The following is an 18,096-nucleotide window of genomic DNA, read 5'->3' as shown; positions in this document are numbered from 1 at the left end:
GATCACAGCCGTCAGAACTGGCCCAGATCTGCCAATTGCGCTCTGATCGGCATCCGCAAGCGGATTGCCGCCAGGTCAGGCACCGCTCAACTTCGAAGACCCGGTAACCGTAAGCGCTGCGCAGACCGAAATCGAGGGCCACATCAGGGGGTTCGTTCCCGCAGGTCAGCGAGGCTCGCACGACGCTGCTCGGTCGTGGTGTCCACCTTCCCCGTGCCGTTCTCGTCCGGAAGACGGGACAACTCGTCCAGAGCGGCCGACGGCGCAAGACCGCGGTCGTGCGCGGCGCGCAGCCGTTCCAGCCAGAGCAGCCCCGCCTTGTACGCTTCCTCATCCCCGACATCCACGGGCTCGAAGCTCGCGGCATTCTCCACGTCGCTGGCCCAGATATGACCAAGCAGTGTCTGCTCAGCATGCACCGGCATGTACTGCACTTCTCCGGTCGCCGTACGCTTGTAGCCGATACGTCCGAACCCGGGCGCGTGTGTGAACTCCTGGTACCGATACGGGATTTCGAACCGAGACCACACGTCCGAAGCTGAACCGTCTTCCTCGAAGTAGTTTTCGACGCCTGTTTCGGACGGCTTCCCGAAATACGTCGGGTCGTCCGGATCGGTTTCCGTGTCCAGCGCCTCCGAGAGATCACGCAGGGCTGCGGACAGCCGAGAACCGTTCTCAGCGAACACAGAGGGCTGAGCACGCCCCTCGAGGTCATACGGCATCCAGACGTCGCTGTACGTCACCAACTCGACACTGACGTAATCGAGCAGAGCGGACGCCCCGAGCCGGAACAGCCCCTCTTCACGGATCGCCTCGCCTGCGCGCATGACGATGCCGTCGCTCTTCGCGTCGGCATATACCGAGCCGACCTCTCCCGGATGCGCTGCGGCCGCGATCCGTGCGGCCATCTGACGCGCGACCTCTCCCGGAGGGGCGGTCGCATCGAGCTCGACCGTCCCCTGGAACAGATAGCTGTTCGGCTTGCCCGCCTCATGCACGGCCACCGAGACTTTCGGAATGCCGATCATGAGTTCGTGCGCATTCAGGACCTCATAGGCAGCAAGCAGTTCGTGGAGGCAGGCGACCACATTGTCCTGCTCCTGGTGTTCGCGCCCCCAGGTCCACCGAGCGACAGGAGTGGTGGCGATCACAGTGTTCCCTCCGGCATGAACTTGCCTCCGGGCGGGATGGTCAGCACCCCGTCCTCGACGCGAATGACAAACTGGATCCCGGACTTTCCGTAAACGTCCGTGAGACGCTGCTCGGTCCGAAGGGCCAGGTGGTCGGCCAATGTGCCCTTCGTGTCGACCACAAAGGTATTGAAGTCGGCACCCGACGACTCCATCTGCTTCATGTTATCGAAGATCTTCTTGACAAGCCTCTTCGGGTTCTGGACTTCCTTGAACTGATAGCCGTGGACCTTGCCCTCTGCATCCCTGGCCATCACGTCAAGATCCGTGCCTTCTCCTGCCCTGACACCCGGCTTGATCTCCGAACCGCCCTTGAGCTCGAACGAGATGTCGTGAACTCCGCTCTCGTACAGTCGATTGCCGAGACGCAGTTGCTCGATGCCGCCGGACATCTTGTCGGCGTGACTCAGGCTGGAGATCACCTGGTCGTAATTCTTGAGCCCGTTGAACCGGCCGGACGCCATGGTGTCGGCGATCTCCTTGCCGGCGGGGTTCTCGGCAAGGTTTGCCAGGACCCGGTCCAGGTCCGCCGGTTTCACGTTCGACCCACGTAGCTGATCACGGATCTGCTGTTCGGTTTCACCGCCGCGCTCGAACGGGCCGGAGTCCTCTGCCTTCTCCCAACCACCTGCGTCGTCGGCACCACCGGCGCCGGGATCGTGAGGACCGCCGGGATCGTGAGGACCGCCAGGATCGTGAGGACCGCCAGGTCCGTCGCCACCAGGTCCGTCGCCGCCCGTAGTGGGGCCTTCGTGGCTGCCAGGGCTCGAACCATCACCGTGGCTGCCCGTTTCTCCACCTGTGTGGCCGTCCGTGTGACCGCCGGTGGGCGGCTCGTGGCTGGCGGACGGACCGGTGCCGAGGTCGTCGGCTCGGCCGCCGGGGAGGTGATCGCCTGCGGTACCACCCGGGAGATGGTCCGCCGATCCCCCGGGGAGGTTGTCGGCCGCGCGGCCACCCGGGAGGTTGTCTCCGACATTGCCGCCCGGGAGGTCGTGGCCCGCCTGGCCGGGGAGGTTGTCGCCCGCGTGCACGGTCGGGGTGCCCGCGTTGTCTCCGGTGCGGCCTACGTCGCCGAGGTTGTTGTCCAGGCTGTCGCCGAGGCGGACCGTCTGGCCGGCGTTGTCGCCGACGTGAGCGGCGTTGTCCGCGGTGTGCGAACCCGCGCCGACCAGGGCCGGTTCCTTGATCGGGGAGGGCGTGTGCGGGACGTCCGAACCCGCGGCCGGGTTCCCTCCGGTCGGCTTGTCGACCACGTCGGTGGGCGCGTGGTCGACGTTGTCCACCACGTTGCCCTGGTGGTCGAGGATGTTGCCCTTCGGGTCCAGGTACTGCGCCGGGGCACCCGGCTCGGTCGGCAGTTTCGTCGTGCCCTCGGGGAACGCCGGGGTGTCGTGCGGCAGCTGGAAGTTGCCGTCCGGGAGCTTGACCGCGCCCTCTGGGATCGCCGCGCCCTCCGGGATATGCACCGACCCGTCGGGCAGTTTGAGCGCGCCCTCCGGGAGAGTGATCGCGTTGTCGGGGAGCTTGGGGATCTCGATGTTGCCGATCCCCTTCAGACCCTTCGCGATGTCCCCGATCTTCGACAGCCCCGCGCCCGCGCCCTTGGTGATGTACGTCATCGGGTCGATGAACTTGCCCGCCTTGCCCGCGACGGACAGCACCTTCGCGACCGCGCCCGCCTTCCCGGCACCGGCCGCCGCACCACCCGCACCACCCGTGAACACGGTGGTCAGCACATTGAACGTGACCGCACCGGCAGCACGCCCGGGGTTCTTGCCCCACTCGTCCCACGCCACCAGCGCCTTGCCGGTCTCCTTCATCGCGGTGCGCGAATCCCGCAGCCAGGAGGGGAGTTTGTCGTCCGGCAGAGTCCAGAACAGCGCGCTCGCACCCGGAATCGAGGAAATCGCCAGACCGGTCGCCAGCTGTGCGAGGCCCTTCCAGGCCTGGCCCATCGCGTCCCAGCCGCCGAACCCGACCAGCGTGCCCAGGCCCTTGATGGTGCCCCAGACGCCGTCCACGATCAGGCCGTCCCACACGAACGACTTGACCCAGTGCCCGACCTCCCAGACGTGATGCTTCTCCTCCATCGGGTCACCCCAGGGAAGCTTCGCGTTCTTCAGGTCGTCCGCGTTGAACCCGTACTGGTCCTTGCGGTCCGAACCGTCACCGGCCACCATCTGCGTGCCACCGAACAGCTTGGTGATCGCGTTGTGACAGGTGCGCTCCGCAGCCCAGAACGCCGCGACGGTCGCCGTCACGTCATCCCGGATCTTGTTGTGCTTGTCGATCTTGTCCTCGTCGTACTCCCAGTCGTCGTCGTCCTTGACCGAGCTGACGAAATTGGTCGCGTCGATCTTCAGCTGCTTGAGCTTGTCGACGAGGGGGCGGATCTCGGTGCCATACGACGACAGCGCCCCGGACACCTTCTCCAGATCATCCGCGAACCCGTCCGCCCGGTCCGCCACCGGCTTCGTCGACGCGAACAACTGCTCCGCCTCCGGCGCCGTGTAGTACGCCGCAAGCCCCTGGAACTGGGAGTGCACGTCCTTACCGGTGGAACGGATGTGCGACGCGTCCGTCTTCAGATCGCCGTACGCGCTCTCCAGCAGCGCCAGATCCCCCGTGTACTGCGGAATCGCCTCCGGCTTGATCACGACGTCTGCACCCCCGGCTTCATCGGATCAAGATCCGGCGCCGACAACGCCTTGCGCTGCGCCTCCGCGGCCATCTCCTGATCCCCGTTCAGATACGCCGTCGTCGCATCCACCGCACCCTGCAACGACTTGCCCGCCCGCGCGGCAATGAACTTCAGGTCGGTGGCCGCGTGTTCCGCGTACTGGGACAGAGCAAGCGCCACCAGACCCCCGGCCGCCTTCTCCCCGCCCCCGCCCCCGCCGCCCTCGGCGGAAATGGTGCCGGCGTTCGTCGCCGCCGACGTCAGATGCTCCCCGTACGACTTCGCATGCGTCTCGATGTGCGACGCCGTCTCACCCGTCGTCTTCAGCACACCCTGAATACCCTGCGGCTTCAGATCCCAGCCCGGCACCACAACCCCCGTGAAACGTAAATCCCCGACACCTACCGCCGGCTCAGCCGATGTTGTCGACCGCCGCCTTCGCCTTCGAGATCGTCGACTGCGCCGTCCCGTCGTTCTTCTCCAGCGTCGTCTTCAACAGCTGGATAATGCTCTTCACCTCGGTCGACGCGCGATTCCACCGCAGTTCCTTGCCGTGGTACTCATCCGCCACACCATCAGCCGCGAAATCCGACATCGCCGCCTTCACCTGCCGGTCCCGCGCCGCGATGACCTCCTCCAACCGGCCGATCACCGCCTGGATATTGCCCTGCGCATCCGCCGACGCACCCGTGTCGTACGACCGACGATCCGAACCCGCACCAGCCATCACACACCACTCCCCGTGAGAAGAAGATCAATTCACTGACCGAAGACCCGGAGACCCGGAGATCCAGACACTCGGAGACCCGGACACCCTGCCCAGCGGCCTACCGGCCCGAAAAACGCGCCCCGTCGAAGTTCGCCGCCGCTTCCTGCGTCCGCGCGTTCTCGCCCTGCTCCTGATCACCCGAACCGAACGCCGACTCCATCCCCGACTGACCGCCCAGAATCCCCGAGAGCGCCGAGTTCAAGCTCGCCGTGATCTCGTCCGACCGCCCCTTGAACGAATCGAACGCCACCCGGCCCGCACCGTTGAACTTCCCCTCCAACGGCTGCGCGGCCTGCACCAACTGACGAATCAACGTCCCCAGATCATCACTCGACCCACGCGAGTTACTGATCAACGTCGACAGAACCTGCGACCCCATGTCGAACTTCATCCGGACTCCCCCTATTGCGAGTTGACGCCACAGAACGTTTGTCCACTCACCATGTTCGCCAACGGGCGTCACACCCGCAACCATCTGAAGTCACAGCCCTGCTACAGCGGCCTTACCGCCCCAGCCACCCCACACCCCGCATCCCACAGCCCACATCCCACGGGGGACCCCCGCTCATAACCCCACTCACAACCCCCGCTCATCTGAGCACTCCACATCACGATCTGATCTCGACGCCCCCCGCAGGTCTTGATTAACCCCGATGTAATCGATTCCAATCCTCCATGTAACCGATGTAATCGATTCCACGAGCTGGTTTCGCGTGGTTTCACGGACTCACAAGGAGGTGGTCCGGCGATGGCGAGCATCAAGGACGTCGCCGCCGCGGCGGGGGTGTCCGTCGCCACGGTGTCCCGTGTGCTGAACGACCACCCGTCGGTCAGCGACGACGCCCGCGCCCGCGTACTGGCCGCCGTCCAGGAGCTCGGCTACCGGCCCAACGCCGTGGCCCGCTCCCTGCGCACCGACCAGACGCGCACCCTCGGCCTGGTCATCAGCGACGTACTGAACCCGTACTTCACCGAGCTGGCCCGTTCCGTCGAGGAGGAGGCCCGCGCCCACGGCTACAGCGTGATCATCGGCAACGCCGACGAGCGGCCCGAGCTACAGGACCACCACGTCCGTACGCTCCTCGACCGCCGTATCGACGGGCTGCTGGTCTCCCCCACCGACGGCGGGTCGCCGCTCATGCTGGACGCCGCGCGGGCCGGCACCCCGATGGTCTTCGTGGACCGGTGGATCCCGGGCGTGGACGTACCGGTCGTCAGGTCCGACGGGCGGGCGGCCGTACGCGATCTCGTCGCCCATCTGCACGGGCTCGGGCACCGCAGGCTCGCCATCATCGCGGGCCCGGCGGCGACCACGACCGGCAGCGAGCGCGTCGAGGCCTTCCGGGAGGCCATGGCCGAGTACGGGCTGCCCCTCCCCGACGCCTACATAGGCCAGGGCGACTTCCAGGCCGAGAGCGGGCGCCGCGCCACCGAGCGGTTCCTCGATCTGGCCGAGCCGCCCGAGGTCGTCTTCGCGGCCGACAACCTGATGGCGCTCGGCGCGCTGGACGCGATCCGCGCCCGCGGCCTGCGGGTTCCCGAGGACATCGCGCTCGCCGCGTTCGACGACATCCGGTGGTTCGTGCACACCGATCCGCCGATCACCGCCGTCGCCCAGCCCACCGGCGAGCTGGGGCGGGCCGCCGTGCGCGCGCTCGTCGACCGCATCGAGGGACGGCCCCCGCAGTCCGTGACCCTCCCCGCCCGGCTCGTCGTACGCCGCTCGTGCGGCGAGCCGGCCTCCCAAGAGCAGACGTCCCAAGAACCGACCTCCCAAGAGCCGTCCCCCGTAACGAACAGGAGCCAGTCGTGAGCAACGCGGACGAGTTGCTGCGCATCGAAGGCATACGCAAGACGTTCCCCGGCGTCGTCGCGCTCGACGGCGTGGACTTCGATCTGCGCCGCGGCGAGGTGCACGTACTGCTCGGCGAGAACGGCGCGGGCAAGAGCACCCTCATCAAGATGCTGTCGGGTGCCTACCGGCCCGACGGCGGGCGCGTCCTCGTCGAGGGCGAGGAGGTGCGTATCCATGGGGCGCAGGACTCCGAGGCGCTCGGCATCGCCACCATCTACCAGGAGTTCAATCTCGTTCCCGATCTGACGGTCGCCGAGAACATCTTCCTGGGGCGGCAGCCGCGCCGCCTCGGTCTGATCGACCGGAAGAAGATGGAGGCGGACGCCGCCGAACTGCTGGCGCGGGTCGGCGTCCAGGTGTCGCCACGCGCGCGGGTGCGTGAACTCGGTATCGCACGCCTTCAGATGGTCGAGATCGCGAAGGCGCTGAGCCTGAACGCCCGTGTCCTGATCATGGACGAGCCGACCGCCGTGCTCACCTCCGAAGAGGTGGAGAAGCTGTTCGCCATCGTGCGCCAGCTGCGCGAGGACGGCGTCGGGATCGTCTTCATCACGCACCATCTCGAGGAGATCGCCGCCCTCGGGGATCGCGTCACCGTCATCCGGGACGGGAAGAGCGTCGGACAGGTGCCCGCATCCACCAGCGAGGACGAACTCGTACGCCTCATGGTGGGACGCTCGATCGAACAGCAGTATCCGCGCGAACGGCCGGACTCCGGGGCCGCGCTGCTCAGCGTCGAGGGGCTCACCCGGGACGGCGTCTTCCACGACGTGAGCTTCGAGGTGCGGGCCGGTGAGGTCGTCGGCGTCGCGGGGCTCGTCGGGGCGGGCCGTACGGAGGTCGTACGGGCCGTCTTCGGGGCCGATCCCTACGACCGGGGGTCCGTGCAGGTCGCGGGCGCGCGGGTGCCGCGGCACGACGTCAGCGCGGCGATGAGCGCCGGCATCGGCCTCGTACCCGAGGACCGCAAGGGTCAGGGGCTCGTCCTCGACGCCTCCGTCGAGGAGAACCTCGGGCTCGTGACCATGCGGGCGGCCACCCGTGGCGGGCTCGTCGACCTCAAGGGGCAGCGGGACGCCGCCGCCCGGGTCGCCGGACAGCTGGGCGTGCGGATGGCCGGGCTCGGCCAACATGTGCGCACGCTCTCCGGCGGCAACCAGCAGAAGGTCGTCATCGGCAAGTGGCTGCTCGCGGACACCAAGGTGCTGATCCTCGACGAGCCGACGCGCGGTATCGACGTCGGCGCCAAGGTCGAGATCTACCAGCTGATCAACGAGCTGACGGCCGCGGGCGCCGCCGTCCTGATGATCTCCAGCGATCTGCCCGAGGTGCTCGGCATGAGTGACCGGGTGCTGGTGATGGCCCAGGGCCGGATCGCGGGCGAGCTCGGGGCCGACGAGGCGACCCAGGACTCCGTGATGGCACTCGCCGTCAGTACGAACCAATACAAGCCAGATAAGTCAGATAAGCCAGACGCGAGTGCAGGCAAGACAGACCAGAAGGAGGCCCCCCGTGGCCACTGACACGCTCAAGAGCACAACGGGCGCGAGTGGCGCCTCGGCGGTCCGCCGGCTCCTGCTCGACAACGGGGCGCTCACCGCGCTCATCGTCCTCGTCGTCGCGATGTCGGCGCTGTCCGGCGACTTCCTGACGACGGACAACCTGCTCAACATCGGCGTCCAGGCGGCCGTGACCGCCATCCTCGCCTTCGGTGTGACCTTCGTGATCGTCTCGGCGGGCATCGACCTGTCGGTCGGTTCGGTCGCGGCGCTCTCGGCCACCGTCCTTGCCTGGACGGCGACTTCGCACGGCCTGCCGGTCGTGGTCGCCGTGGCCCTCGCGGTCGCCACCGGCGTAGCGTGCGGTCTCGTCAACGGCTTCCTGATCTCGTACGGGAAACTACCGCCGTTCATCGCGACGCTCGCCATGCTGTCGGTGGGCCGCGGTCTGTCGCTGGTGATCTCGCAGGGCAGCCCGATCCCCTTCCCCGACTCGGTCTCGCACCTCGGTGACACGCTCGGCGGCTGGCTGCCGGTGCCCGTCCTGGTGATGATCGTGATGGGTCTGATCACCGCCCTGATCCTCGGCCGTACGTACATCGGGCGCTCCATGTACGCGATCGGCGGCAACGAGGAGGCCGCGCGCCTGTCGGGCCTGCGGGTGAAGAAGCAGAAGCTCGCGATCTACGCGCTGTCGGGTCTGTTCGCGGCCGCCGCGGGCATCGTGCTCGCCTCCCGGCTCTCCTCCGCGCAGCCGCAGGCCGCACAGGGGTACGAGCTGGACGCGATCGCCGCGGTCGTCATCGGCGGCGCCTCGCTCGCGGGCGGTACGGGCAAGGCGTCCGGGACGCTGATCGGCGCGCTGATCCTGGCGGTGCTGCGCAACGGGCTGAATCTGCTGTCCGTGTCCGCGTTCTGGCAGCAGGTCGTCATCGGTGTCGTGATCGCGCTGGCGGTGCTCCTCGACACGCTGCGCCGCAAGGCCGGGGCGACTCCGGTGGCCGGTGCCTCGAGTGGCGGCAAGGGCAAGCAGGCGATGACGTATGTGATCGCGGCCGTGGTCGCGGCGGCCGTCGTGGGGGCGATGTCCTTCCTGCACAACGGCTCGTCGGCTTCGCCGACGCAGAAGATGGGCCTGTCCCTCTCGACCCTCAACAACCCCTTCTTCGTACAGATCAAGACGGGTGCGCAGGAGGAGGCGAAGAAGCAGGGCGCCGACCTGACGGTCACGGACGCGCAGAACGACGCCTCGCAGCAGGCCAACCAGGTGCAGAACTTCACCAGCTCGGGCGTCGGTTCGATCATCGTCAACCCGGTGGACTCGGACGCGGCGGGCCCGGCGGTGCGCTCCGCCAACAAGGCCGACATTCCCGTCGTGGGCGTCGACCGGGGCGTCAACAAGGCGGACACGGCCGCGCTGGTCGCCTCCGACAACGTCGCGGGCGGCAGGCTGGGCGCCAAGGCGCTGGCCGAGAAGCTGGGCGGCAAGGGCAGGATCGTGATCCTCCAGGGTCTGGCCGGCACCTCCGCCAGCCGTGAGCGCGGGGCGGGCTTCGCCGAGGGCCTGAAGGCCTACCCCGGCATCAAGGTCGTCGCCCGGCAGCCCGCGGACTTCGACCGCACCAAGGGGCTCGACGTCATGACGAACCTGCTCCAGGCGCACCCGGACGTCCAGGGCGTCTTCGCCGAGAACGACGAGATGGCGCTCGGCGCGATCAAGGCGCTGGGTGCCAAGGCCGGAAAGTCGGTCTCGGTCGTGGGCTTCGACGGCACGCCGGATGGGCTGACGGCGGTCAAGTCGGGCACGCTGTACGCGTCCGTGGCGCAGCAGCCGAAGGAGCTGGGCCGGATCGCGGTGCAGAACGCGCTGCGGGCGGCCGAGGGCAAGAAGGTCGACAAGACGGTGAAGGTGCCGGTGAAGGTGGTCACGGCGAAGAACGTGGCGGCCTTCGGCGGCTGACACCGGTGGGGCGGCCGGACGACGGGAGTCGTCCGGCCGCTCGGCCATTGCTCCAACTCACCTCTGTAGGGAGACAGTTCATGTACGACTACGACCTTCTGGTCGTGGGATCGGCCAACGCCGACCTGGTGATCGGGGTCGAGCGGCGGCCCGCGGCGGGAGAGACCGTGCTCGGCTCCGATCTGGTCGTCCACCCGGGCGGCAAGGGCGCGAACCAGGCGGTCGCCGCCGCCCGCCTCGGGGCCCGTACGGCCCTGCTGGCGCGGGTCGGCGACGACGCGCACGGCCGGCTGCTGCTCGACTCGCAGCGGCGGGCGGGCGTCGACACCGTGGGCGTGCTGGTCGGCGGGGCGCCCACCGGGGTCGCGCTGATCACGGTGGACCCGTCCGGGGACAACAGCATCGTGGTCTCGCCGGGGGCGAACGGCCGGCTGGCGCCGCGGGACGTACGGGCCGCGGACAGCCTCCTCCGGTCCGCCGCCGTGGTCTCGGCGCAGCTGGAGATCCCGCTGGAGTCGGTCGTGGAGGTCGTACGGAATCTGGCGCCCGGCACCCGTTTCGTACTGAACCCGTCGCCGCCCCGGCCGCTGCCCGAGGAGGTGCTGGCGGCCTGCGATCCGCTGATCGTGAACGAGCACGAGGCGCGGGTCATCGCGGGCGGTGAGCTGGACGGTTCCCCCGAGGACTGGGCGGCGGCGCTGCTGGCGCTGGGGCCGCGTTCGGTGGTGGTGACGCTGGGCGCCGAGGGTGCGCTGGTGGCTTCCGCCGAGGGCACCGCCCGGGTGCCGTCCGTGCGGGTGGACGCGGTGGACACGACGGGTGCGGGCGACGCGTTCACGGCGGCGCTGGCGTGGCGTCTGGGGCTCGGCGAGTCGCTCGTGCGGGCCGCGGCGTACGCGGCCCGGGTGGGGGCGTCCGCCGTCACCCGCTCCGGCGCCCAGGCGTCGTTCCCGACGGCGGAGGAGGTCGCGGCGCTGTGAAGAAGGCCGGAATACTGAACCGTCACCTGGCCGGCGCGCTGGCCGAACTGGGGCACGGGCACGGAGTGCTCGTGTGCGACGCGGGGATGCCGATCCCGGTGGGGCCGCGGGTGGTGGACCTGGCGTTCCGGGCCGGGGTGCCGTCGTTCGCGGAGGTGCTGGACGGGCTGCTGGACGAGCTGGTGGTGGAAGGCGCGACGGCCGCGCGCGAGGTCCGGGAGGCGAACCCCGGGGCGACGGCGCTCCTCCAGACGCGCTTCCCCGCGCTGGAGCTGGTCCCGCACGAGGAACTGAAGTCCCTGTCGGCGAACGCGCGGCTGATCGTACGCACCGGGGAGGCACGGCCGTACGCGAACGTGCTGCTGCGCTGCGGAGTGTTCTTCTAGGCGTCGTACGGCTTCGCCCAGGCGTCGTACAACGTCAAGGGGCCCGGTCTTGTCGACCGGGCCCCTCTGCTTTCCCCTCCGAATCAGAACCCCCGCGATCCCCCCGGATCCCCCTCCAGAAGTCCTGATGCCAAGTACGACCCGCGGAGTACGGGAAGGGTTGCACGGTGTTCCGAGAAATTTTCGGCGTGCCGGCGAACCAGGGCACACGTAACCCGAAAGTGCCCGGCAAGCCCTACCCCACGTGCTCCGCGAACCGTGCCGCGGTCTCCGCCAGGACCTCGCGGCCGTCGCGTGCCCACAGCGCGTCGTTGAACAGTTCGACCTCGATCGGGCCCGAGTAGCCCGCCGCCTCCACGTAGCCCTTCCACTCCCGCATGTCGATCGCGCCGTCGCCGATCTGGCCGCGGCCGTTGAGGACGCCCTCGGGCAACGGCGTCGTCCAGTCGGCGAGTTGGAAGGTGTGGATACGGCCGGACGCACCGGCGCGGGCGATCTGTGCGGGAGCCGTGTCGTCCCACCAGATGTGGTACGTGTCCACCGTGACGCCCACCTGCTCCGCCGGGAAGCGTTCCGCGATGTCCAGGGCCTGGGCCAGGGTGGAGACCACGCAGCGGTCCGACGCGTACATCGGGTGCAGCGGTTCGACGGCCAGGCGTACGCCCCGGGACGCCGCGTACGGGCCCAGCTCGCCCAGCGCGTCCGCGATCCGTTCCCGGGCGCCGTGCAGGTCCTTCGAGCCCGCCGGGAGGCCGCCCGACACCAGGACCAGTGTGTCCGTGCCGAGGGTGGCCGCCTCGTCGACGGCCAGGCGGTTGTCGTCCAGCGCCCGGGCCCGCTCGGCCGGCTCGATCGCCGTGAGGAAGCCGCCGCGGCACAGGGTCGTCACCGACAGGCCCGCGTCGCGGATCAGCTTCGCCGTCGCCTCGACGCCGTACGACTGGACCGGCGCGCGCCACAGGCCCACGCCGGGGACGCCCGACTCCAGGCAGGCGTCGACCAGTTCGGGCAGGTCCAGCTGCTTGACCGTCATCTGGTTGATCGAGAAACGCTCCAGGGCCGCGCTCATCGGCTCACTCCGTACAGCGACAGCAGGGTCTTCATCCGCGCCTCGGCCAGTTCCGGCTTCGGGAACAGGCCCAGGCCGTCGGCGAGTTCGTACGCCTTCGCGAGGTGCGGGAGCGAGCGGGCCGACTGGAGGCCGCCCACCATCGTGAAGTGGTCCTGGTGGCCGGCCAGCCAGGCCAGGAAGACCACGCCCGTCTTGTAGAAGCGGGTGGGAGGCCGGAAAAGGTGGCGGGAGAGGTCGACCGTGGGGTCGAGGAGTTCCCTGAAGCCCTTCACATCACCCGTGTCCAGTACCCGTACCGCTTCCGCCGCCAGAGGCCCGAGCGGGTCGAAGATGCCGAGCAGGGCGTGGCTGAAGCCCTTCTCGTCGCCCGCGATCAGCTCGGGATAGTTGAAGTCGTCGCCCGTGTAGCAGCGCACGCCCCGCGGCAGCCGGCGCCGCAGCTCGACCTCGCGCCGGGCGTCCAGCAGGGAGACCTTGATGCCGTCCACCTTGTCGGGGTGCGCGGCGATGACCTCGAGGAAGGTGTCCGTGGCGGCGTCCAGGTCGGACGAACCCCAGTAGCCCGCCAGCGCCGGGTCGAACATCGGGCCCAGCCAGTGCAGGATCACCGGCTCGGTGGCCTGGCGCAGCAGCTGGCCGTAGACCTCCAGGTAGTCCTCGGGTCCGGAGGCGGACGCGGCCAGCGCGCGCGACGCCATCAGGATCGCCTGCGCCCCCGACTCCTCGACAAGGGCGAGCTGCTCCTCGTACGCGGCCCGCACCTCGGCCGGCGTCCCCCCGGCGATCTGGTCGGTGCCCACCCCGCAGGCGATACGGCCGCCGACCGCCTTCGCCTCCGCCGCCGACCGGCGGATCAGCTCCGCCGCGCCCGCCCAGTCCAGGCCCATGCCGCGCTGCGCGGTGTCCATCGCCTCGGCGACGCCGAGCCCGTGGGACCACAGATGGCGCCGGAAGGCGAGCGTGGCGTCCCAGTCGACCGCGGCGGGCGAGTCGGGGGTCGTGTCCGCGTACGGGTCGGCGACCACGTGCGCCGCCGAGAAGACCGTACGGGAGGTGAAGGGCGCGCCCGCGGTCGGGGCGAGGGGCTCGGTGCGCGGGACGTACGTGCGCAACTCCCCTCCCACGCCGGGAAGTCGGATGGTCACAGCGAGATCTCCGGCACGTCGAGACGGACGCCCTCGGCCGAGGACCTCAGGCCCAGCTCGGCGAGCTGGACGCCGCGGGCGCCGGCCAGGAGGTCCCAGTGGTAGGGCGCGTCCGCGTAGACGTGCTTGAGGAACAGCTCCCACTGGGCCTTGAAGCCGTTGTCGAACTCGGTGTTGTCCGGGACCTCCTGCCACTGGTCGCGGAAGGAGTACGTGGCGGGGATGTCGGGGTTCCAGACCGGCTTCGGGGTCGCGCTGCGGTGCTGGACCCGGCAGTTGCGCAGGCCGGCGACGGCCGAGCCCTCCGTTCCGTCGACCTGGAACTCGACGAGCTCGTCGCGGTTGACGCGCACCGCCCACGAGGAGTTGATCTGGGCGATCGCGCCGCCCTCCAGTTCGAAGATGCCGTACGCGGCGTCGTCGGCCGTGGCGTCGTACGGCTTGCTCTGCTCGTCCCAGCGCTGCGGGATGTGGGTGGCGGTGAGCGCCTGGACGGACGTCACCCGGCCGAAGAGTTCGTGCAGGACGTACTCCCAGTGCGGGAACATGTCGACAACGATGCCACCGCCGTCCTCGGCACGGTAGTTCCAGGACGGGCGCTGGGCGGCCTGCCAGTCGCCCTCGAAGACCCAGTAGCCGAACTCCCCGCGGATCGACAGGATCCGCCCGAAGAAGCCGCCGTCGATGAGGCGCTTGAGCTTGAGCAGGCCCGGGAGGAAGAGCTTGTCCTGGACGACGCCGTGCTTGACGCCGGCGGCGTTCGCGCGGCGGGCCAGCTCGAGGGCACCTTCGAACCCGGTGGCGGTCGGCTTCTCGGTGTAGATGTGCTTGCCGGCGGCGACGGCCTTCTTGATCGCCTCCTCGCGGGCGGAGGTGACCTGCGCGTCGAAGTAGATGTCGATGGAGTCGTCCGCGAGGACCTGGTCCACATCCGTCGACCAGTGCTCCAGGCCGTGCCGCTCGGCGAACGCCTTCAGGGCGTGCTCGCGGCGGCCGACGAGGACGGGCTCGGGCCACAGCACGGTGCCGTCGCCCAGGTCGAGGCCGCCCTGATCGCGCAGGGCGAGGATCGAGCGGACGAGGTGCTGGCGGTAGCCCATGCGTCCCGTCACCCCGTTCATGGCGATACGCACCGTCTTGCGTGTCACGTCATTCCCTTCGTACGCGTCCGGCGCCGCGTACGCCCCGACAGGTAAGCGTCGCAGCAAGCGCTTTCTATGAAAGGAGACGCTAGCCTCTGTGCGGCGGATCGGACAAGACCGCGTGGATGACGAGATGCGCGCAGTCGGGTACGACGGGATGCGCAGGCTGCGGTACATCTCACGCGGGTCCCAAGATCCGCGGCCGAGGACGACGAGATGCGCGACCGGAGGACGACGACGATGACGGTGACCCTGGCGGACGTGGCGGCACGCGCGCAGGTCTCGCCCGCGACCGTGTCGCGTGTGCTGAACGGCAACTACCCGGTGGCCACGTCCACTCGGGAGCGGGTGCTGCGGGCGGTGGACGAACTGGACTACGTCCTGAACGGGCCCGCGAGCGCCCTGGCCGCCGCGACCTCCGACCTGGTCGGAATCCTGGTGAACGACATCGCCGACCCCTTCTTCGGGATCATGGCGAGCGCGATCCAGTCGGAGATCGGAGGGCCCGGCGGACGCGCGGGCGGCGAACGGCTCGCGGTGGTGTGCAACACGGGCGGCTCGCCCGAGCGCGAGCTGACCTACCTCACGCTGCTGCAACGCCAGCGCGCCGCGGCCGTCGTGCTCACCGGCGGCGCGGTCGAGGACACGGCGCACGCCGCCGCGGTCTCCGCGAAGCTGCGGAAGCTGGCGGAGGCGGGGACCCGGGTGGTGCTGTGCGGACGGCCGCCCGCGCCGGAGGCGGTCGCGCTCACCTTCGACAACCGCGGGGGCGGCCGGCAGCTCACCGAGCACCTCATCGGGCTCGGCCACCGGCGCATGGGCTATATCGCGGGCCCGGAGGAACGCACGACGACCCGCCACCGTCTGGAGGGCCACCGCGAGGCGCTCGAGGCCGCGGGCGTCGAGGACGACCCGCGGCTGACGGTCCTCGGCCGCTACGACCGCCGCTCCGGCTACGAGGCGACGCTCGAACTCCTGCGCCGCGACCCGTCGCTCACGGCGGTGGTCGCGGCCAACGACACGGTCGCCCTGGGCGCGTGCGCCGCGCTGCGGGATTCGGGGCTGCGCATCCCGGAGGACGTGTCGGTGGCGGGCTTCGACGACCTGCCGTTCGCGATCGACGCGGTACCGGCGCTGACGACGGTACGACTGCCGCTGACCGAGGCGGGCGCCCGGGCCGGCCGGATCGCGATGGGCCGCGAGGAACCACCGCCGGGCGGGATCGCCACGGTGCGCGGAGAACTGATGGTCCGAGGGTCCACGGGGGCACCGCGGGGGTGAGGGTGCGGGGGCGGGGGCGGGGGCGGGTGCCCCCGGTTCGCGAGCGGTCGTCGCCGGTACGTGAACGGTCGTCGCCGGTACGTGAACGGTCGTCGCCGGTACGTGAGCGGTCGTCGTCGGTACGCGAGGCCGAACCGCCCCGTCCGACCGCCCCCGATCCGCTGCGGTCGTCGCCGGTACGTGAGCGGTCGCTCTGGGCGGCTCTCGCCGGCCGATGGACGACGGGCCGAAGCGGTCGTACGCTCGGATCGCATCTCTGACTGAGTCAACTGTCTCCGGGGGGCGATCATGACCGTCCACGACATCCGCTCGTTCAACCGCTTCTACACGAACGTCATCGGCGCGCTGGACTACGGCCGCCACCTCTACGCCCCGTACACGCTCACGGAGTCCCGTGTGCTGTACGAGCTCGCGCACTCACCCCGCACCGACGCGGCCGACCTGCGGACCGAACTCTCCCTGGACGCGGGCTACTTGAGCCGCATTCTCAACAAGTTCGAGGACGACGGGCTGATCCGGCGCTCCCCCTCGGAGCGTGACCCGCGCCGCCGCCACATCACGCTCACCGCACGCGGCCGGGACGCGGCCGACCTGCTCGCCGAGCGGGCCCGCGCATCCGTCGGCGCGCTGCTCTCCACCGTGCCCGCCGCCGACCACCCCCGCCTCACCGAGGCGATGCGCACGATCCAGGAGCTCCTCTCCGCCGGCCGCCCGCCGCGCCGCGAGGACGTGCTGCTGCGCGAGCCGGCCCCGGGCGACCTCGGCTGGATCGTGCAGCGCAACGCCGCCGTCTACGCCGCCGAGTACGGGTGGAACACCGACTACGAGGGCCTGGTGGCGCGTATCGTCGCGGACTTCGCGCAGGACCACGACCCGCATCTGGAGCGGGTGTGGATCGCGGAGGTGGACGGCCGTCCGGCGGGCTGTGTGATGTGCGTACGGGACGAGGCACCCGGCGCGGCACGCCTGCGCCTCCTCCTGGTCGAACCCGACGCACGGGGTCTGGGCATCGGCGACCGCCTGGTGAGCGCGGTGGTCGAATTCGCGCGCGGTGCGGGCTACCGCGAGGTGCTCCTGTGGACCAACGACGTGCTGTCCGCCGCCCGCCACATCTACCAGCGCCACGGTTTCGTCCTCCTCGCCGAGAAGCCGCACCGCTCCTTCGGCGCGGACCTGGTGGGGCAGGACTGGCGGCTGGACCTGCACGAAGCACATGAGTGACGGACGGGATCACAAGGCATAGGGTCCTCAGGCATGAAACTGGCCTTCTCCACCCTCGGTGTTCCCGGCCTCCCCGTCCCCGACGTCGTACGGCTCGCCGCCACGCACGGCTACCACGGTGTCGAGCTGCGCGCCCACCCCGAGGAACCGGTGCACCCCGGCCTCGGCCCGGCCGAGCGGGCCGAGGTGGCCGCCGCGTTCAGGGCGGGCGGCATCGAGATCCTGGGCCTGGCGGGATACGCGCGGGTCGCGGCGCCGGGCGACGACGACCCCGTCCTCACGGAGATCCGCGGACTCCTCGACCTGGCCCGCGACCTGGGCGCCCCCTTCGTACGCGTGTTCCCCGGCGCGGTTGCGGAGCAGAGCCGCGCGGAAGCCGACGCGACGGCGGCCCGGCGGCTGGGCACGGCCGCGGAGTACGCCGCCGACGTCGACGTACGGATCCTGCTGGAGACCCACGACTCCCATCGCACCGGCGCCGACGCGATCCGCGTCCTCGGCCCCGTCGGCCACCGCCACGCGGGCGCGCTGTGGGACGTGATGCACACCTGGCTGGGCGGCGAACAGCCCTCCTCGACGTATGCGGCCCTGGCCCCGCACCTCGGATACGTGCAGGTGAAGGACATCGCGTCCGCCGAGGACACGACCCCGCTGCCGCTCGGCACCGGCGTCCTCCCGCTCGCCGAGTGCGTGGAACTGCTGTCGCGGGAGGGGTGGGACGGCTGGCTGTGCTGGGAGTACGAGAAGCGGTGGTACGAGCAGGCGGCGCCGCTGCCCGGTCTGCTGCGGGCGGGCCGGAACCACCTGGCCCGGCTGCTCAACGAGTCGGCGTAACACGCACCCCGACCGCACGGCCATAACCGGCAGCTCCCCTGCGATGTCCGGCAACTCCGCTGCTTTGAGGGCTGATTAC

16 protein-coding genes are annotated in these 18,096 nt (G+C 69.9%); 8 read left to right on the top strand and 8 right to left on the bottom strand.

What is annotated here, in order from left to right:
* Positions 1–143 precede the first annotated feature (143 nt).
* The 5 genes from GTY58_RS27835 to GTY58_RS27815 form a co-directional block, all read right to left on the bottom strand.
* Positions 144–1,151: a hypothetical protein gene (locus GTY58_RS27835; protein ID WP_010986728.1), complete on the bottom strand. Its 1,008-nt coding sequence runs from the start codon at positions 1,149–1,151 to the stop codon at positions 144–146.
* Complete coding sequence (locus GTY58_RS39815) at positions 1,148–3,850, bottom strand: hypothetical protein (protein ID WP_010986727.1); 2,703 nt, start codon at positions 3,848–3,850, stop codon at positions 1,148–1,150. The genes GTY58_RS27835 and GTY58_RS39815 overlap by 4 nt, the downstream gene beginning before the upstream one ends.
* On the bottom strand, positions 3,847–4,242 hold the full coding sequence (locus GTY58_RS27825) for a DUF6507 family protein (RefSeq protein ID WP_052082380.1): 396 nt from the start codon (positions 4,240–4,242) through the stop codon (positions 3,847–3,849). Before GTY58_RS27825 ends, GTY58_RS39815 begins: the two co-directional genes overlap by 4 nt.
* 43 nt (positions 4,243–4,285) lie before the next feature.
* The gene (locus GTY58_RS27820) at positions 4,286–4,600 is read right to left on the bottom strand and encodes a pore-forming ESAT-6 family protein (RefSeq protein ID WP_010986835.1); all 315 of its coding nucleotides are present in this window, start codon (positions 4,598–4,600) and stop codon (positions 4,286–4,288) included.
* 100 nt (positions 4,601–4,700) lie between these two features.
* Positions 4,701–5,033 (bottom strand): hypothetical protein, encoded by a 333-nt coding sequence (locus tag GTY58_RS27815; RefSeq protein WP_010986725.1) that lies wholly within the window; start codon positions 5,031–5,033, stop codon positions 4,701–4,703.
* A gap of 357 nt (positions 5,034–5,390) precedes the next feature.
* Between GTY58_RS27815 and GTY58_RS27810 the strand changes: the two genes are divergently transcribed.
* From GTY58_RS27810 to rbsD, 5 genes are all read left to right on the top strand, one after another.
* A complete protein-coding gene (locus GTY58_RS27810; protein WP_010986724.1) occupies positions 5,391–6,455 on the top strand; it encodes a LacI family DNA-binding transcriptional regulator in 1,065 nt (354 codons plus the stop codon).
* A complete protein-coding gene (locus GTY58_RS27805; RefSeq protein ID WP_010986723.1) occupies positions 6,452–8,020 on the top strand; it encodes a sugar ABC transporter ATP-binding protein in 1,569 nt (522 codons plus the stop codon). The genes GTY58_RS27810 and GTY58_RS27805 overlap by 4 nt, the downstream gene beginning before the upstream one ends.
* Complete coding sequence (locus tag GTY58_RS27800; RefSeq protein ID WP_010986722.1) at positions 8,010–9,956, top strand: substrate-binding domain-containing protein; 1,947 nt, start codon at positions 8,010–8,012, stop codon at positions 9,954–9,956. The genes GTY58_RS27805 and GTY58_RS27800 overlap by 11 nt, the downstream gene beginning before the upstream one ends.
* Positions 9,957–10,036: 80 nt before the next feature.
* Positions 10,037–10,936 carry a ribokinase gene (locus tag GTY58_RS27795; RefSeq protein ID WP_010986721.1) on the top strand — a complete coding sequence of 300 codons (900 nt, stop codon included), beginning with the start codon at positions 10,037–10,039 and terminating at the stop codon, positions 10,934–10,936.
* On the top strand, positions 10,933–11,322 hold the full coding sequence (gene rbsD, locus GTY58_RS27790) for a D-ribose pyranase (RefSeq protein ID WP_010986720.1): 390 nt from the start codon (positions 10,933–10,935) through the stop codon (positions 11,320–11,322). The genes GTY58_RS27795 and rbsD overlap by 4 nt, the downstream gene beginning before the upstream one ends.
* Before the next feature lie 235 nt (positions 11,323–11,557).
* On the opposite strand, the gene GTY58_RS27785 is transcribed toward rbsD, so the two are convergent.
* Genes GTY58_RS27785 through GTY58_RS27775 form a run of 3 tightly spaced genes read right to left on the bottom strand, consistent with a single transcriptional unit; the run spans position 11,558 to position 14,687 of the window.
* A complete protein-coding gene (locus GTY58_RS27785) occupies positions 11,558–12,391 on the bottom strand; it encodes a sugar phosphate isomerase/epimerase family protein (protein ID WP_010986719.1) in 834 nt (277 codons plus the stop codon).
* On the bottom strand, positions 12,388–13,539 hold the full coding sequence (locus tag GTY58_RS27780) for a dihydrodipicolinate synthase family protein (RefSeq protein WP_010986718.1): 1,152 nt from the start codon (positions 13,537–13,539) through the stop codon (positions 12,388–12,390). The genes GTY58_RS27785 and GTY58_RS27780 overlap by 4 nt, the downstream gene beginning before the upstream one ends.
* Positions 13,536–14,687, bottom strand: coding sequence for a Gfo/Idh/MocA family oxidoreductase (locus GTY58_RS27775; protein ID WP_010986717.1), 1,152 nt, complete (start codon positions 14,685–14,687; stop codon positions 13,536–13,538). Before GTY58_RS27775 ends, GTY58_RS27780 begins: the two co-directional genes overlap by 4 nt.
* A gap of 234 nt (positions 14,688–14,921) precedes the next feature.
* Here GTY58_RS27775 and GTY58_RS27770 point away from each other — a divergent pair, with 234 nt between their 5' ends.
* The 3 genes from GTY58_RS27770 (at position 14,922) to GTY58_RS27760 (ending at position 18,017) form a co-directional block, all read left to right on the top strand.
* Positions 14,922–15,962 carry a LacI family DNA-binding transcriptional regulator gene (locus GTY58_RS27770; RefSeq protein WP_010986716.1) on the top strand — a complete coding sequence of 347 codons (1,041 nt, stop codon included), beginning with the start codon at positions 14,922–14,924 and terminating at the stop codon, positions 15,960–15,962.
* Positions 15,963–16,250: 288 nt separating this feature from the next.
* Complete coding sequence (locus GTY58_RS27765; protein ID WP_010986715.1) at positions 16,251–17,183, top strand: bifunctional helix-turn-helix transcriptional regulator/GNAT family N-acetyltransferase; 933 nt, start codon at positions 16,251–16,253, stop codon at positions 17,181–17,183.
* A gap of 33 nt (positions 17,184–17,216) precedes the next feature.
* Positions 17,217–18,017, top strand: a complete 801-nt coding sequence (locus GTY58_RS27760) for a sugar phosphate isomerase/epimerase family protein (protein ID WP_010986714.1) — start codon at positions 17,217–17,219, stop codon at positions 18,015–18,017.
* The last annotated feature ends 79 nt before the right edge of the window (positions 18,018–18,096 follow it).

The organism is Streptomyces sp. SID5469 (assembly GCF_009862865.1).
GTDB classification, from domain to species: domain Bacteria; phylum Actinomycetota; class Actinomycetes; order Streptomycetales; family Streptomycetaceae; genus Streptomyces; species Streptomyces avermitilis.
Note: the sequence above shows the minus strand (reverse complement) of the source record. Positions and strands in the feature narration are given on the sequence as shown.